The organism is Lebetimonas sp. JH292 (assembly GCF_000523275.1).
Lineage (GTDB): Bacteria > Campylobacterota > Campylobacteria > Campylobacterales > Nautiliaceae > Lebetimonas.
In genome coordinates, this window is the sequence record NZ_ATHQ01000001.1 from 1,061,237 (window position 1) to 1,077,233 (window position 15,997).

Below are 15,997 nucleotides of genomic sequence, written 5' to 3' on the forward strand. Positions count from 1 at the left end.
GAGAAAATGAGCTCACAAGAAAAATTAAACGTTAGAGTGGGCAGAAGGGCGTTTTTAAAAATGGCTGCACTCTCTGGAGTTGCGGGTGCAACAATGCTAAACGCTGCACCGGCTCTTAGAGATGCAAGCGAAGAAGAATTAAAAAGCCCTTACCCAGGTAGTAAAAAAGTAAAAACTGTATGTACTACATGTTCAGTTGGGTGCGGAATTATAGCAGAAGTTAAAAACGGTGTATGGGTAAGACAGGAAGTTGCCCAAGACCATCCGATCAGTCACGGAAGCCACTGCTGTAAAGGTATTGATTCAATCGATGTTATCAGAACAGAAAAAAGAGTTAAACATCCGTTAAAAAAAGTTAACGGAAAATGGCAAAGAATCAGTTGGGATCAGGCTGTTAACGAAATTTCAGAAAAAATGTTAAATATCAGAAAAGAGAGTGGTCCTGATGCGGCAATGTTTTTAGGGTCTGCAAAAATGGGCACAGAGCAGGCTTATTATTTTAGAAAATTTGCCGCAATGTGGGGTACCAACAATATAGATCACCAAGCGCGGATATGACACAGCGCAACAGTCGCGGGGGTCGCGAACACATGGGGTTATGGCGCTATGACAAACCATTTGGGAGATATTCAAAATTCTAAAGCTATTATTATATTTGGTGCAAACCCGGCAGTAAACCATCCTGTAGGATTTAAACATATTTTAAAAGCAAAAGAAAGAAATAATGCTACTTTAATTGTTATAGATCCAAGATATACAAAAACTGCCGCAAAAGCAGATTTATATGCAAGGGTAAGACCTGGAACCGATATTCCGTTTATGTATGGAATGCTTCATTTAATATTTAAACACGGCTGGCAGGATGAATCATTTATTAAAGACAGAGTGTTTGGAATGGAACATGTTATAGAAGAAGCAAAAAAATGGACTCCTGAAAGAACTGCCGATGTAACAGGTGTTGATGTTGATACATTAATTCAAATTACAAGAGCGTACGTTACAAGTAAGCCTGGAACATTAATTTGGGCAATGGGTCTAACTCAGCATTCAATCGGTTCTTCTAATACAAGAATGGCTCCGATTTTACAGTTATCTTTAGGTAATATGGGTAAATTTGGTGGTGGATGTAACATTTTAAGAGGACACGATAATGTTCAGGGTGCAACAGATATGTGCTGTTTGTCACATTCATTACCGGGATATTACGGATTAAGTGAAGGAAGCTGGAAATATTTTGCACATAACTGGGGAGTTGATTTTAAATGGTTACAAAGCAGATTTGACACTCCAAAAATGATGCATACAAAAGGATTTACTCTTGCTAAATGGTGGCAAGGTGTATTACAGGAAGAAAAAATTTATCAAAAAACTCCAATCAGGGCTTTATGGGTTCAGGGTAACGGTATTACTTCTATTGCCCAGACAGCAAAAGTACAACAAGCTCTTGATAAATTGGATTTATTGGTTGTGGCCGAACCTTTTGCAAATGAGGCTGCTGTAATTACAAACAAAAAAGACAATGTTTATATTTTACCAACAGCGAGTCAGTTTGAATGTGAAGGTAGTGTTACCGCCACAAACAGAACAGCTCAGTGGAGAAGCAAAGTAGTAGATCCGCTTTATGAATCTAAAACCGATGAAGAAATTATGTTTACATTTGCTAAAAAATTCGGTTTCTATGATGAGTTTGTACGCGGTATGATGATGGGTGTAAAAAACGGCAAAGCCGTAAAAGTTAAAAATTCATTCAAATGGCCAGAAGATGCAACAAGAGAAATTGCAAGAACCATTAAAACTATCGGTTTAACCGGTTGGACACCTGAGAGACTTAAAAGACATCAGCAAAACTGGCATATGTTTGATGAGGTAACTCTTAAAGGTATTGGTCCGATGAAAGGCGAATATTACGGATTGCCATGGCCTTGTTGGACAGAATACCATCCAGGAAGCCCAGTTTTATATAACATTGATATTCCTGTAATGGAAGGCGGAATGGGATTCAGGGCAAGATTCGGAACTGAATATAAAGGTCAGAATTTATTGGCCGGAGATCATGCAACTATAAAAGGTGCAAAAGTAAAAGGCGGATATCCTGAACTTACAAAAGAAAATATTGAAAAAGTTCTCGGTATCAGATTATCACCGAGAGAAAAAGCTATTATGGGTAAAAACTGGAAAGTCGACTTAAGCGGACTAATTGCAAAATATGCTCTTAAAGCCGGAGTTGCACCATACGGTAACGCAAAAGCAAGAGCATATGTATGGACATTCCCTGATAAAATTCCAATGCACAGAGAGCCGCTTCATACACCAAGATATGATTTGGCTAAAAAATATCCTACATATCCTGATAAAAAAGACCATTACAGGGTTGATACTAAATATATTTCTATTCAAAAAACCGACTGGGCAAAAGAATTCCCAATTATTCTTACAACAGGAAGATTGGTAATGTACAGCGGTGCCGGACTTATAGAAAGAAGCAGTAAATATCTTACTGAACTTGTTCCTGAAATGTTTGCAAGTATCAATCCAGAACTTGCTTATAAATATGGAATTAAAGACGGAGATATGATTTGGGTTCACTCACCTGAGGGAACAAAAATCAAAGTTAAAGCAAGATTTACTTATGCAGTAGCACCGGACAGAATTTTCTTACCTTATCATTTTGCAGGAATTATGCAAGGTGTTGATATGAGCGCAAATTATCCGGAAGGTACAAAACCATATGCAATAGGCGAAAGTGCAAATACAGTAACTAACTATGGATACGACATTGTTACCCAAATTCCTGAAACAAAAGCGGGATTAGTCCGCATTGAAAAAGCATAAGGAGTAAGATATGTATGAATATGCAAGAATGAAATTTTATTGTGATGAAGACAGATGTATTGAATGTAATGCCTGCACAATAGCCTGTGCGGAAGCACATGAATTGCCTGTAGGCATTCACAGAAGAAAAGTGGTTACATTAAATGAAGGAATTGAAGGTAAAGAATTTTCAGTATCCATAGCCTGTATGCACTGTACCGACGCACCTTGTTCACAAGTTTGTCCGGTCGATTGTTTTTATATCAGAGAAGACGGAATAGTACATCATGACAAAGATAAATGTATAGGATGCGGATACTGCTTATACGCCTGTCCTTTTGGAGCTCCTCAGTTTCCAAGAGACGGAGCATTCGGAATTAGGGGAGTTATGGATAAATGTACAATGTGTGCAGGCGGTCCTGCTCCTACTTTTTCTGAAAAAGAGTATCAATTATATGGTCAAAACAGAATTGCAGAAGGAAAAGTACCTATGTGTGCTGCGGTATGTTCAACCAATGCATTAATTGTTGGGGATGCTGAAAGCGTTTCTAAAATAAAAAGAGAAAGAGACGCAGCTAAAGGTAAGGGGCCTATGACTCCATATGGATGGGATCAGGCGTATAAATAAGGAGTTGTTATGAAAAAATTACCGCTTTTTAGCGTAATAGGTTTATGTGCTTTATATGCTGGAGTTGTTCCTTTAGTGGAGCCAAGTCAGGCTCCCGAGCATCCTGGGAGTAGGTTAATTTCTCCTGAATTGATAGAAGCAATCCCTTCTTGGCATAAATACGGAGAATTGTTTTTATATTTACAGACACACTGGAGTAAAATTTTATTTTTAGTTGTTTTAATAGCGGTGCCTGCAGTTTTTTTGCTTCATTATTTAATTGTAGGCCCCAAAATTTTTTCCCATGAAGGAAGAAAATTTTTAATTTTTCCGACATGGCAGAGAATTATACATTGGATAGCTGCTTTGGCATTTATTTTATTGGTCCCTTCAGGCTTTTTAATTATTTATGCTAAATTTTTTGGAGGAGGTACTCCTATTAGATTTATGAGATATCTGCATGACATAGGGGCATTTTTATTTGCACTGGTTGTAATTCCTATGACTGTAATGTGGTTTAAAGAAATGCTTCCGAGACTTTGGGATATTAAATGGATGATGATACTTGGAGGTTATTTGGTTAAAAGAAAACAGGAAATCCCTGCTTCAAAATTTAATGCTGGTCAAAAAATGTGGTATTGGCTTGCTATGTTTGGCGGAATGGTTATGATTATAACAGGTGTAATGATGTATTTTCAGGATTTCGACATAGCCCTCCTTAGAAAACTGAATTTATATCAGATAGATTTGTTAAGATTAGCTGTTATTATTCATTTAACATTAGCATTATTTATTGTTGCATTCTTTTTTACTCATTTATATATGTCTCTTTTTGCCATTAAAGGTTCAATTGAGAGTATGATAGACGGTTGTAAAAGTGAAGATGAGCTTAAACATTTACATTCTATTTATTACAAAAAAATTGTTAAAGAAGGCAAAGACAAAGAACTTGCCGAAAAATGCAAAGATTAAAAACAGACTAATTTTTAGTCTGTTTATTTTTATTACTTTTTTGGATTTATCTCATAAAAAATATGCAAAAAATGCATAAAAAAATATGCATTTTTGTCATATAAAAGACATTTTTATTTTTTTTATATAGTAAAATATGCAAAATTTCCATAAATAAAAGGAGAAAAAATGAAAAAATTTGCTTTAATTTTCAGTGTTATCGTTTTATTTGCCTTTGGTAAAAAAATAGTTGTATTCCATGCCGGAAGTTTAAGTGTCCCGTTTTCACAGATTGAACAAAAGTTTGAGAAAAAATATCCTCAATATGATGTAATTAGAGAAGCTGCCGGAAGCAGGGCGTGTGCCCGAAAAATTACTGATTTACATAAAAAAGCCGATGTAATGGCGAGTGCGGATTATAAAGTGATAGATAATTTATTAAGACCAAAATATACAAAATTTAATGCTTTGTTTGCAACAAATGAGATGATTATAGCCTATACGCCGCATTCAAAATATGCTGATAAAATAAATTCAAATAATTGGATGGATATTTTATTAAAACCTGGAGTAAAAGTCGGGCATTCCAATCCTAATTTAGACCCGTGTGGATATAGAGCAATGATTGTAGCAAAACTTGCCGGAATTTACTATAAAAGACCAAAATTTTTTGATAAGTTATTCGGTTATGGAGACAGTTATGAAAACGGTGAGGAAAACAGAAATAAAGTAATTGTCAGACCAAAAGAGACAGATTTGTTAGGTTTGCTTGAAGCTGGAGCGTTTGATTATCTGTTTATTTATAAATCTGTTGCAATGCAGCATCATTTAAAATTTATTACTTTGCCTCCTCAAATTAATTTAGGTGATAAAAAATATGCATCTTTTTATAAAAAAGCGAGTTTTAAAGTTACAGGTAAAAAACCGGGAACTTATATTGTAAAAAAAGGCGCTCCTATGGTTTACGGAATAACAGTTGTGGAAAATAAAAAAGAAGGACTTCCTCCTCATGAAAAAGGTGCTGTTTTATTTGTCAAATATGTTCTTTCTCCCGAAGGTCAGGCAATAATGAAAAAAAACGGCCAGGGTGTAATAAATCCTCCGATAATTGAAGGCGATGACAGTATATTAAAAAAATATTAATTTATAAATTATGGGTTAATCCCTTTTTTCTTTTTTTATAACAAAAAATATGCAAATAATGCATAAAAGGGAGGAAAAATGAAAAAGATTTTATTTATATTTTTAGTTTTAGTAACCGAAATATTTTCAGCTGATATTAAACATATAAAAATTTGCGCGGGAGCGGGGCTTATAAAGCCGATAAATGAAATAATGAAAAATTTTGAAAATGAAAATAATGCAGTAATAGATATTCATTACGGAGGTTCGGGAGAACTTTTTTCAATTTTACAGACTAACGGCTGCGATGTGTTTATTCCTGGCGCTTATTATTATACAAAAGAAGCTTTAAATAAAAATTTAGTTGATAAAAAAAGCATTAAAATAATAACAAAACATATTCCTGTATTGGTTGTTCAAAAAGGAAATCCAAAAAATATTCATACCCTTAAAGATTTAACTCGTCCTGATATTAAAATAATTTTAGGTGACCCGAGGGCTACGGCTATAGGAAAAGTCAGTATAAAAATTTTAAAAAAGAATAATCTTTATAAAAATGTCAAAAAAAATATTGCTATGTATGCTGGGACCGTTAATCAATTGCTTATATATATGGTAATGGGACAGGCTGACGCTGCAATAATGTGGGAAGATATGGTTTCCTGGGCAAAACAGAAAGGGAAATTGGAAGTTATTAAAATTCCTGAAAATGAAAATATAATTAAAACAATACCTACTGCGGTTGGAACAATTTGTAAAAATAAAAAACTTGCCAATAAATTTAATAATTATCTCTCTTCTGGTAAATCAAAACAAATTTGGAAAAAATGGGGATTTGAAATATGAAAATATTCAGTTTTAAAACAATTAGCATAAGTATGTCTTTATTGATTACTTTTTTGCTTTTGATTGCTGTTTTGAGCCTGTTTTTTGTTCCTAAAATCGGAGACATCATCAATGCTTTGCGTTCTGGGGAAATGATTTATTCTATTAAATTATCTCTTATAACGTCTCTTTTATCAACTTTTTTTGTTTTGATTTTTTCTGTTCCTATCGCTTACGCTTTGTCAAGATATGATTTTTTTGGCAAATCTATTTTAAAGACAATAATAAATTTACCGATGGCTTTCCCCGAACTTGTATTGGGACTCTCTTTACTTTTACTTTTCAGCAAAACGTTTGTCGGAGATTTTTTTGATGAATTGGGGATTCAGATTGTTTTTACAAAAGCGGGCATTGTAGTAGCGCAATTTTTTACCGCTTTGCCTTACGGAATCAGAATTATTTATTCATCGTTTGAAAGTGTTAACAAAAGATATGAATATGTTTCAAGAAGTCTGGGATATGGTGAATTTGAAACATTTAAAAATGTATTGGTCCCTTTGATAAGAAACGGGATATACGCTTCGGCAATTATAACTTTTGCAAGATCAATGGGGGCATTTGGAGCGGTTTTGATTTTAGCGGGGGGTTCTTATATGAAAACGGAAATACTTCCTATAACGCTGTTTTTAAATATTTCTTATGGAAATATGGGAATGGCTATTACCAGCGGTATCGTGCTTATTGTTATTTCATTTGTTGCAATATTGTCCGTTGAATATATGGAAGGAAAAGAAAATGTTTTTAAAGATTGAAAATATAAATATAACTTTAGGAAAATTTACTTTAACAAACGTTGATTTCGGCATAAAAAAAGGGGAATATGTAACAATAATAGGGCCAAGCGGAAGCGGTAAATCCATTTTGCTTGAAACAGTTGCGGGATTTTATAAGCCTAAAAGCGGAAAAGTATATTTGAATGATGAAGATATAACGGATAAACCGATTGAATCCAGAAACATCAGTATAGTTTATCAGGATTATGTTCTTTTTCCCCATATGAATGTATACGAAAATATAATGTACGGATTGAAAAAACACAATAAAAATAAAACACAAAACGATAAAGATATTAATGAAATAAGCAAAATTTTAAAAATAGACCATTTATTAAAAAGAAAACCTTTAACACTTAGCGGGGGAGAGATGCAAAGGGTAAGTATAGCAAGAGCTTTAATAGTAAAACCACAGCTTCTTTTAATGGATGAGGCTTTCAGCGCTCTCGATTATAAAATTAAAAAAGAAATGAGACAGTTGCTTAAAGAGGCGGCTAAAAAATATAATACCACCGTATTGCATGTAACCCATGATTTTGAAGATGTATGGACACTGGCTGATAAAACGGTATTGATGAGATTTGGAGAAGTGTTACAGGTTGGTACTCCCGAAGAAATGTTTTCAAAACCGAAAAACAGAAAAGTTGCCGATTTTGTAGGAACAAATATTTTAAATGCCAAAGTTATTGATAAAGAAGATAATTTGAGCGTATTAGAAATAGACGGATTCAAGCTGTATTCCATAGATGATGCAGATATAGGGGAAAATGTAAAAATTTCTATTCGTCCGGAAGATATCATAGTATCCAAATCCGGCTGTGAAAAAGAATCCGCAAAAAACTGTATTTACGGATTTATTGAAAAGTTAGAAAAAAAAGGTTTTTTAGTGGATTTAATAGTTGATGTAAATGATATAAAATTTGCTGTGCTTATTACATTAAATTCATATGAGAAATTGAATTTACAAGAAAAAACAAACGTATATTTAATTTTTAAAGCATCAAATGTGCATATATTTTAAATAAAATGTATAATTATAAAACTGCCTATATAAAAAGGTTACCGATGAAAAATAATATTTTTATTTTTCAAAATAAAAAAAAATTACGGCCGGTGTTTATGGTATAGTTTTATTTGTGAAGTATATGTTTTTATATGTGCTTTTGGTTAATCAAAAAATATTAAAGGAGATGAAATGTTTGTAGAATTAAATGACAGGGTTTATATAAATAAAAACAGGATATCAAGAATTAAAATAGATGAAGTTCAGGACGGAATAAGAGTGAGATTTTATGAAGGAAACGAGCAGATTGCAAAATCACACAGATTTAAAAATGTGGGAGAAGCCAAAGAGTGGATTAAAAATAAATTTTTAGGATAAGAATGCTTAAGGTTGAAAATCTTTTTTTAAAAAAAGGCGATTTTATTTTAAATCAGGTTTCTTTTGATGTAAATAATAAAGAATATGTTGTTATGCTTGGAAAAACAGGAAGCGGGAAAACCCTGCTTCTTGAATCCATCGCCGGTTTTCACAGAATTGAGGGAAAAATTTATTTTGAAGGCAGGGATATTACGAATTTTCCTCCTGAAAAAAGAAATTTCGGGTTTTTATATCAGGATTTTCAGCTTTTTAAAAATTTAAATGTTGAAAAAAATATCCGTTTTTCTGAAAAATTTAAAGGAAAAGACAATAAACTGTTTAATGATTTAATTAATTTTTTAAATTTAAAGCACCTTTTAAAAAGAAAAATTGTAAATTTAAGCGGAGGTGAAAAACAGAGAATTGCACTTGCAAGGGCAATATATTCAAGGCCTAAAATACTGCTTCTGGACGAACCTTTGAGTGCGATTGACCCGACTTTAAGAAATGAAATAATGAAAAATTTAAAACAGCTGCCAAATAGATACAATATTTCTGTAATTCATGTAACGCATAATTTCAGGGAAGCTTCTTATTTAGCCGATAAAATAGGAATAATTTTAAAAGGGAAACTTTTGCAGTTTGATGAGAGTAAAAAAGTTTTAAATTCTCCCGATTCTTTGGAAGTTGCCAAATTTCTCGGATTTAAAAATATTTTTGAGCTGTCTTTATTAGGTTTTGAGAATTCTCATAAATATTTTTCGATTGACCCTAATTTAATTTAATAAACAAAGAGAAAAAAAAGAATATGATTACTGTTTTAAAGGATATATAGATGAAATTATGGGTATTACCGACCATTATAAAATTTATGTAAATGTTAATGGGGAAATGTTTTTTATAAAAATATCTAAAAATTATTTTAAAGAACTTGATTTGAAAAAAGGAGAGCAGGTATTTTTATGTTTTGATAAAAAAGATATTGTATTTATTTAGGAGTGTGGATGAAAAAAGTTTTTATATTTTTAAGTCTTATTATATTACTCTTTTTAACGCTTCCTTTATGTAAATTAATCTTTGGTATTTCTTTAGCCGGGTATATTCAAACAATTAACGATAAAGAAGTGATAAATTCTATTTTTTTAACAATGAAAGTTTCATTTTTTTCCACACTTTTTGTGTTTTTTACAGGGGTGCCTTTAGCTTATCTGATTGCAAGAAACAGTTTTTTTGGAAAAAGTGTGCTTGAGAGTGTTATAGACATTCCGACAATGGTGCCGCATACCGCTGCCGGTATTGCACTGCTTATGACGTTTGGGACAAGAAATATTGAAAATTTTTTGGATAAACTGGGGCTCGGTTTTGTCGATTCCACTACGGGTATAATGGCCGCTATGATGTTTTTATCATCACCGTATCTGATTAATTCTGCAAAAGAGGGGTTTAAAAATATTGACCCTAAAATAGAAAATGTGTCCCGCTCTCTTGGAGCCTCTTTTTTTTATACATTTTATAAAATAGTTTTGCCTCTGGCTAAAAAGGATTTAATTAACGGAATGCTTTTGATGTGGGCGAGGGGGCTTGGAGAATTCGGTGCTGTTGTTATTATTGCATATCATCCGATGGTGGCGCCTGTTTTGATATATGACAGGTTTATAAATTTCGGACTGAATTATTCAGCGCCTGTTGCCGCATTAATGATTATAGTTTCAATTGTTATTTTTTCAGTTATAAGATATCTGAATAACAAGTTATATTTTTATGTTATAATTACATAAAAAAAGGCATTTAATGCAAGATATTATTAGGAACTTTTCTATTATAGCCCATATTGACCACGGAAAAAGCACGCTGGCCGACAGACTTATAGAATTTACGGGCGGAATTAATGAGAGGCAAAAAGAAGATCAGCTTCTTGATACAATGGATATAGAAAAAGAAAGAGGAATTACCATAAAAGCCCAGAGTGTAAGGCTTGAATATAAAGGGTATATTTTAAATCTTATAGACACTCCCGGACATGTGGATTTTTCTTATGAAGTGAGTAAATCTTTAAAATCAAGCGAAGGTGCCCTTTTGGTGGTGGATGCAACACAGGGGGTTGAAGCCCAGACGCTTGCAAATGTATATATGGCTGTTGAAAATAATCTCGAAATTATTCCTGTAATTAATAAAATTGACCTTCCGAGTGCCGAACCAGAAAGAGTGGCGGAAGAGATAGAGCAGACCATCGGTATTGACGCAAGTGAGGCGATATTTGTAAGCGCAAAAACAGGAATAGGAATAGAAGAGCTTCTTGATGCAATAATAGAAAGAATTCCCTCTCCAAAAGGGGATAAAAACGCCCCTGCAAAAGCCTTGATTTATGACAGCTGGTTTGATAATTATTTAGGGGCGATTTGTTTAGTGAGGGTTTTTGACGGGTCTATTAAAAAAGGTGATGAAGTTTTGGTAATGGGTACCGGTAAAAAACACAAAGTATTAGACCTTTTTTATCCTCATCCGCTTAAAAAACTTAAAACCGATGAAATTAAAACAGGAGAAGTCGGTGTAGTCGTAATGGGGCTTAAAAATGTCGCCGATATCAGGGTAGGAGACACCATTACAAATGCTAAAAATCCTGCAAGCGAGCCGGCTGCCCCTTTTGAAGAGCCGAAAAGTTTTGTGTTCGCAGGGATTTATCCGATAGATACCGATAAATATGATGAACTTAGAGACGCGCTTGAGAAATTAAAATTAAATGATTCGTCTATTACTTACGAGCCGGAAACTTCACATGCACTCGGTTTTGGGTTCAGGGTAGGGTTTTTGGGTCTGCTTCATATGGAGGTCGTAAAAGAAAGGCTTGAGAGGGAATTTGGAATAGAGCTTATTGCAACAGCCCCGAGTGTTACATATAAAGTAAAACTGACTGATAAAAGCGAAATAGAAATATCAAACCCATCAGACCTACCTCCGCCAAATAAAATAGAAAAAATTTACGAACCCTATGTAAAAGCCACCATTTTAACTCCAAGTGAATATATAGGAAATTTAATCCAGTTTTTAAATGACAAAAGAGGGGTTCAACTTAAAATGGATTATCTCTCTCCCGAGAGGGTACTCTTGGAATATGAACTTCCTTTGAATGAAATTGTTACGGATTTTTACGATAAATTAAAAACACTCACCCGCGGATATGCAAGTTTTGATTATGAACCAATTGGATACAAAGAAGGCGATTTGGTTAAAATGGATATAAGGGTTGCTGGGGAAATTGTGGATGCCCTTAGTATTATTGTTCCAAAAGAAAAGGCTGAAAGAAAAGGAAGGGAACTTATCAAGGTAATGAAAGAGCTTATTCCAAGACAGCTTTTTGAAGTGGCTATTCAGGCAAGTGTGGGAAATAAAATAATTGCCCGTGAAACTGTAAAAGCATTAAGAAAAGACGTTACCGCCAAATGTTACGGAGGGGATATAAGCAGAAAAAGAAAGTTGCTTGAAAAACAAAAAGAGGGTAAAAAAAGAATGAAATCAATCGGAAAGGTTAATATTCCGCAGGAGGCGTTTTTAAGTATTTTGAAAATTGATTAAATTAAACGGAAAATGGATAATGGATATTAAATGGTTATAACATAAAAATATAACTACAAAGATAAAAATATTACAGCTCAGAGCTCCATTTTGCTAACGCACCGCTCAAATTTTGCTAAAAATTGCAAACAGCTACGCAGGCCCTAAGGGCTCGGTGCAATTTTTTTAACGTAAAATTTTTGCTAAATTCCGCTACGCTGTCAAATTTTTACTTTTACGTTATTTAATGTGAAAAATTTTCTTTTTATTTTATATGCAAAAATTAAACTTATTATCAAAAACATAAAACTTAAAATTCCCACTCTCTCAAGCCCTATTAAATCGCTGAAAACACCTATTAAAAATGTAACAACCGCGGGTATCAAGAATGCAAGCATCATATAAACACCATTTAGAGCGGTTGAATTTTTTTGGTGGTGGATGATAGAAAGCATCACAGGCCCGGTTGAAAATAGACTTAATCCAAGAAAAACTAAAGGCAAGTAAATTAGTTTAAAATAAATAAAAAGAGGCATTGAAATAATCGCTATAAGAGTGGAAAATATTAAAGTTTTTTTATATCCGAATTTATCGCCTATATTTCCTGCAAGAAAAGTACCAACTATGGCAAAAAACTGAAAAAAGGCAAGTGAAATATTGGCTTTATTTAAGCTCTCTCCTATATGAGTTAAGTATAAAGGTAAATAAAAAGCGAAAAATATTTTTGCAAAACTCTGGAAAAATATAAAACCGGAAATTATCAGAAAAAATTTTTTATATTCTATAAAGATTTTAAAGTCCGCTTTTTGTTTTGTTTTCGGTTTGAAATTGCCTTTTATATCCTTTAATTTCCACCATAAAAAAGCTGATGCAAAAAAAGCAAAAAACACAGTTTTTAACAGTCCTTCAAGCCCCCAGATACTTATTGCCGCTGTTGCAATCAAGGGAGCTATGGTTCTTGCAAGCTCTCCCCCGACCATAAACATACTCATACCAAAACCCATTTTAGGGGTCACTTCTTTTACAATTCCGGGAGTTGCTATATGAAAAATCTGGGCCGAAATTCCGGCTAAAAAAAGTAAAATCAGTAAAATAATATAATTTGGTGCTATTCCTATTAAACTCATAAAAACAGCTGTAGTAACAGGTGTAAGAATTGTAAAAATTCTTAAATCTTTTTTTGAAACCATAAGTCCAAGATACGGATTAAATAAAGCTGGAATTCTTCTCACAACATCAAGCAGTGATGCTTCAGTAACGCTGATTCCAAGTTTTTGAATTAAAAGCGGTAAAACAGGTGCTAAAAAAGAAGTATATATATCGTGTGTTAAATGGGCAAAAGAAAGAAGAAAAACATTAAATTTACTTTTCATAAACTGCCTTTTTAGGCATAATTGTAGCAGAAAGTTAAAGTTTGATATTTCTTATTCCGTAATTTTCCACTACAAAATCTATATCCTTGTCACCTCTTCCTGAAAGATTGACTAAAATTGTATCGTTTGGTTTTTCTTTTGCTAATTTCATAGCATATGCAACGGCATGTGCACTTTCAAGGGCCGGAATAATTCCTTCATATTGGCTTAAAGCGTAAAACGAATCAACGGTTTCTTCGTCAGTTATTGCTGCAATATTTAATCTGCCGCTTTCTTTTAAAAATGCCTGCTCCGGTCCGACTCCCGGATAATCAAGTCCGCTTGCTATTGAATAAACAGGTGCCGGGTTTCCGTTTTCATCTTTTAGCATTAATGTGTTAAATCCGTGAATCACACCTTCATCCCCATACATTAATGTGGCTGCATGTTCTCCCAGTTTTGTACCTTTTCCAAGAGGCTCGACTGCATATAATTCAACCTCATCATCAATAAATCCGCTGAATATTCCCATAGCATTGCTTCCGCCTCCTACACATGCAACTACATTATCGGGTAAAAATCCAAGCATTTCCAAAAACTGCTCTTTTGCCTCAAATCCCACAACACTTTGAAAATCCCTAACCATCATAGGAAACGGATGTGGACCAACAACACTTCCTATTGCATATAAAGAAGTGTCGAGCTGTTTTACATAACTCTCAAACGCACTGTCCACCGCTTCTTTCAGTGTTTTTAACCCGTGTGTTGCAGGCACTACCTCGGCACCTAATATTTTCATTCTTACAACATTAGGATGTTCTTTTTCAATATCAACTTCACCCATATGTATTTCACATTCAAGTCCGAAATATGCTGCCGCTGTTGCCAGTGCTACCCCATGCTGTCCGGCCCCGGTTTCTGCAATCAGTTTTTTCTTGCCTAAATATTTAGCCAAGAGGGCTTCTCCCATGCAGTGGTTTAGTTTATGTGCCCCCATATGGTTTAAATCTTCCCTTTTTAAATATATCTGTGCGCCTCCTAAGGCATCGGATAATCTTTTCGCATGATACACTGGCGTTGGTCTTCCTTGAAAATGCTTTTGAATTCTTCTGAGTTCACTTATAAAATCATGAGAGTGTTTAAGTTTAAGATAAGCTTTTGTGATTTTGTCAAATTCATCTTTTAATATATCAGGAATATAAGCTCCACCGAATCTACCGAAAAAACCTTCACTGTCAGGATATTTTTGTAAATGTGATTTTTTCATAACAGTCCTTTTTGTTTATTTCAAAAAAAAATTAATGGAGATTTAAAAATTCTTTTATCTCTTCAACTTTGTCTGTTTTTTCCCATGAAAACTCTTCCCTTCCAAAATGTCCGTAAGCTGCTGTATTTTTATAAATCGGTTTAAGTAAATCAAGTGTTTCAATTATTCCTTTGGGGGTTAGATTGAATATTTTTCTAACAGCTTCTTCAATTTTTTGTTCATTTACTTTTGCCGTGCCGTGTGAATCAATATAAATACTGACAGGTTCAACAACTCCTATGGCATAAGCAATCTGAACAGTTATTTTTTCAGCCGCACCAGCAGCTACAAGGTTTTTAGCCACATATCTCGCCGCATATGCCCCGCTTCTGTCAACCTTGGTAGGATCTTTTCCGCTGAATGCTCCTCCGCCATGCGGAGCAGCACCACCGTATGTATCAACAATTATTTTTCTCCCGGTTAGTCCCGCATCCCCCTGAGGACCACCTATTACAAATTTTCCTGTCGGGTTTATGAAATACTCAACATTTTTGCTTAGTATACTTGCAGGAATTACTTTTTTTATAACTTCTTCAATTACAGCTTCTTTTATTTCAGAATAGTTAACGTCTGGTTCGTGTTGGGTGGATACAACGACTTTTTCAACACTTACGGGTTTTCCGTTTACATATTTTACACTGACCTGAGCTTTTCCGTCCGGTCTCAGCCATGGGACTATTGCTTCTTTTCTTGCAATCGCCAGTCTTTTTGTAAGTTTATGGGCAAGCATTATGGGAAGAGGCATAAGTTCAGGGGTTTCGCTGCATGCATATCCGAACATCATGCCCTGATCACCCGCTCCTATTTCTTCTCCTTTTTCAACCCCCTGACGGATATCCGGACTTTGTTCGCCTACTCCGTTTAATACCCCAGCAGTTCTGTAATCGAATCCGAATCTTGCATCTGTATAACCGATTTCCCTTACCACCTCTCTTGCAATTTCCTGCATAGGGGCGTAAGTTATGGTTTTAAGCTCTCCCGCAATAATACAAAATCCGTTGCTTAAAAGTGTTTCACAGGCAACTTTTGCATTTTTGTCTCTTTCAATTATATAATCAAGTATTGCGTCACTGATTTGGTCAGCCATTTTATCAGGATGGCCCTCAGTTACACTCTCACTGCTAAATAAATATTCTCTCATAAATTCTCCTTATTACATTTTCCATTGTCCATTTTCCATTTTACATTTACCATTAATTCGCATACTCCTATTTTGAAAGTGCTTAAAAAAGCATTTTCAAAAGACAAGAATATGTAAATGTAATTATACAATTGAAA

15 protein-coding genes are annotated in these 15,997 nt (G+C 34.1%); 12 read left to right on the plus strand and 3 right to left on the minus strand.

Translation table 11 applies throughout. From position 1 onward, the window contains the following. The first annotated feature begins 6 nt into the window (after positions 1-6). The 12 genes from DZ64_RS13765 (at position 7) to lepA (ending at position 12,082) form a co-directional block, all read left to right on the plus strand. Positions 7-2,832, plus strand: coding sequence for a formate dehydrogenase subunit alpha (locus tag DZ64_RS13765; protein WP_255327520.1), 2,826 nt, complete (start codon positions 7-9; stop codon positions 2,830-2,832). Positions 2,833-2,842: 10 nt separating this feature from the next. Beyond that, complete coding sequence (fdh3B, locus tag DZ64_RS0106745; protein WP_024789935.1) at positions 2,843-3,439, plus strand: formate dehydrogenase FDH3 subunit beta; 597 nt, start codon at positions 2,843-2,845, stop codon at positions 3,437-3,439. Between the two features lie 9 nt (positions 3,440-3,448). Continuing rightward, positions 3,449-4,390 carry a formate dehydrogenase subunit gamma gene (locus DZ64_RS0106750; protein WP_024789936.1) on the plus strand — a complete coding sequence of 314 codons (942 nt, stop codon included), beginning with the start codon at positions 3,449-3,451 and terminating at the stop codon, positions 4,388-4,390. Between the two features lie 168 nt (positions 4,391-4,558). Further along, a complete protein-coding gene (gene wtpA, locus DZ64_RS0106755) occupies positions 4,559-5,512 on the plus strand; it encodes a tungstate ABC transporter substrate-binding protein WtpA (RefSeq protein WP_024789937.1) in 954 nt (317 codons plus the stop codon). A gap of 78 nt (positions 5,513-5,590) precedes the next feature. Beyond that, positions 5,591-6,337, plus strand: coding sequence for a molybdate ABC transporter substrate-binding protein (gene modA / locus DZ64_RS0106760; RefSeq protein ID WP_024789938.1), 747 nt, complete (start codon positions 5,591-5,593; stop codon positions 6,335-6,337). Beyond that, positions 6,334-7,128 (plus strand): ABC transporter permease, encoded by a 795-nt coding sequence (locus DZ64_RS0106765; RefSeq protein WP_024789939.1) that lies wholly within the window; start codon positions 6,334-6,336, stop codon positions 7,126-7,128. Before modA ends, DZ64_RS0106765 begins: the two co-directional genes overlap by 4 nt. Continuing rightward, complete coding sequence (locus DZ64_RS0106770) at positions 7,112-8,170, plus strand: ABC transporter ATP-binding protein (protein ID WP_024789940.1); 1,059 nt, start codon at positions 7,112-7,114, stop codon at positions 8,168-8,170. Before DZ64_RS0106765 ends, DZ64_RS0106770 begins: the two co-directional genes overlap by 17 nt. A gap of 174 nt (positions 8,171-8,344) precedes the next feature. Then, positions 8,345-8,530, plus strand: coding sequence for a hypothetical protein (locus tag DZ64_RS0106775; RefSeq protein WP_024787808.1), 186 nt, complete (start codon positions 8,345-8,347; stop codon positions 8,528-8,530). Between the two features lie 2 nt (positions 8,531-8,532). Further along, the gene (locus DZ64_RS10880) at positions 8,533-9,294 is read left to right on the plus strand and encodes an ATP-binding cassette domain-containing protein (RefSeq protein WP_201768478.1); all 762 of its coding nucleotides are present in this window, start codon (positions 8,533-8,535) and stop codon (positions 9,292-9,294) included. A 58-nt stretch (positions 9,295-9,352) separates the two neighbouring features. Further along, positions 9,353-9,505 (plus strand): hypothetical protein, encoded by a 153-nt coding sequence (locus DZ64_RS12805; protein WP_201768479.1) that lies wholly within the window; start codon positions 9,353-9,355, stop codon positions 9,503-9,505. Positions 9,506-9,513: 8 nt separating this feature from the next. Next, positions 9,514-10,287, plus strand: coding sequence for an ABC transporter permease (locus DZ64_RS0106785; protein ID WP_024789941.1), 774 nt, complete (start codon positions 9,514-9,516; stop codon positions 10,285-10,287). Between the two features lie 13 nt (positions 10,288-10,300). After that, on the plus strand, positions 10,301-12,082 hold the full coding sequence (gene lepA, locus DZ64_RS0106790; protein ID WP_024789942.1) for a translation elongation factor 4: 1,782 nt from the start codon (positions 10,301-10,303) through the stop codon (positions 12,080-12,082). A 200-nt stretch (positions 12,083-12,282) separates the two neighbouring features. Here the strand turns inward: lepA and DZ64_RS0106795 are convergent, their stop codons facing one another. The 3 genes from DZ64_RS0106795 to metK are packed head-to-tail and all read right to left on the minus strand — an operon-like array spanning position 12,283 to position 15,860. Continuing rightward, a complete protein-coding gene (locus DZ64_RS0106795) occupies positions 12,283-13,434 on the minus strand; it encodes an MFS transporter (RefSeq protein WP_024789943.1) in 1,152 nt (383 codons plus the stop codon). A gap of 34 nt (positions 13,435-13,468) precedes the next feature. Continuing rightward, positions 13,469-14,680, minus strand: a complete 1,212-nt coding sequence (gene trpB, locus DZ64_RS0106800) for a tryptophan synthase subunit beta (protein ID WP_024789944.1) — start codon at positions 14,678-14,680, stop codon at positions 13,469-13,471. A gap of 31 nt (positions 14,681-14,711) precedes the next feature. Beyond that, entirely contained in the window at positions 14,712-15,860 is a 1,149-nt protein-coding gene (metK, locus tag DZ64_RS0106805; RefSeq protein WP_024789945.1) for a methionine adenosyltransferase, read from the minus strand. Positions 15,861-15,997: the final 137 nt, after the last annotated feature.

What these genes read in the sequence shown, in the direction of transcription:
- fdh3B (WP_024789935.1), top strand. Translation starts at nt 2,843, where the DNA reads ATGTATGAATATGCAAGAATGAAATTTTATTGTGATGAAGACAGATGT.
- DZ64_RS0106750 (WP_024789936.1), top strand. Translation starts at nt 3,449, where the DNA reads ATGAAAAAATTACCGCTTTTTAGCGTAATAGGTTTATGTGCTTTATAT.
- wtpA (WP_024789937.1), top strand. Translation starts at nt 4,559, where the DNA reads ATGAAAAAATTTGCTTTAATTTTCAGTGTTATCGTTTTATTTGCCTTT.
- modA (WP_024789938.1), top strand. Translation starts at nt 5,591, where the DNA reads ATGAAAAAGATTTTATTTATATTTTTAGTTTTAGTAACCGAAATATTT.
- DZ64_RS0106765 (WP_024789939.1), top strand. Translation starts at nt 6,334, where the DNA reads ATGAAAATATTCAGTTTTAAAACAATTAGCATAAGTATGTCTTTATTG.
- DZ64_RS0106770 (WP_024789940.1), top strand. Translation starts at nt 7,112, where the DNA reads ATGTTTTTAAAGATTGAAAATATAAATATAACTTTAGGAAAATTTACT.
- DZ64_RS0106775 (WP_024787808.1), top strand. Translation starts at nt 8,345, where the DNA reads ATGTTTGTAGAATTAAATGACAGGGTTTATATAAATAAAAACAGGATA.
- DZ64_RS10880 (WP_201768478.1), top strand. Translation starts at nt 8,533, where the DNA reads ATGCTTAAGGTTGAAAATCTTTTTTTAAAAAAAGGCGATTTTATTTTA.
- DZ64_RS12805 (WP_201768479.1), top strand. Translation starts at nt 9,353, where the DNA reads ATGGGTATTACCGACCATTATAAAATTTATGTAAATGTTAATGGGGAA.
- DZ64_RS0106785 (WP_024789941.1), top strand. Translation starts at nt 9,514, where the DNA reads ATGAAAAAAGTTTTTATATTTTTAAGTCTTATTATATTACTCTTTTTA.
- lepA (WP_024789942.1), top strand. Translation starts at nt 10,301, where the DNA reads ATGCAAGATATTATTAGGAACTTTTCTATTATAGCCCATATTGACCAC.
- DZ64_RS0106795 (WP_024789943.1), bottom strand. Translation starts at nt 13,434, where the DNA reads ATGAAAAGTAAATTTAATGTTTTTCTTCTTTCTTTTGCCCATTTAACA.
- trpB (WP_024789944.1), bottom strand. Translation starts at nt 14,680, where the DNA reads ATGAAAAAATCACATTTACAAAAATATCCTGACAGTGAAGGTTTTTTC.
- metK (WP_024789945.1), bottom strand. Translation starts at nt 15,860, where the DNA reads ATGAGAGAATATTTATTTAGCAGTGAGAGTGTAACTGAGGGCCATCCT.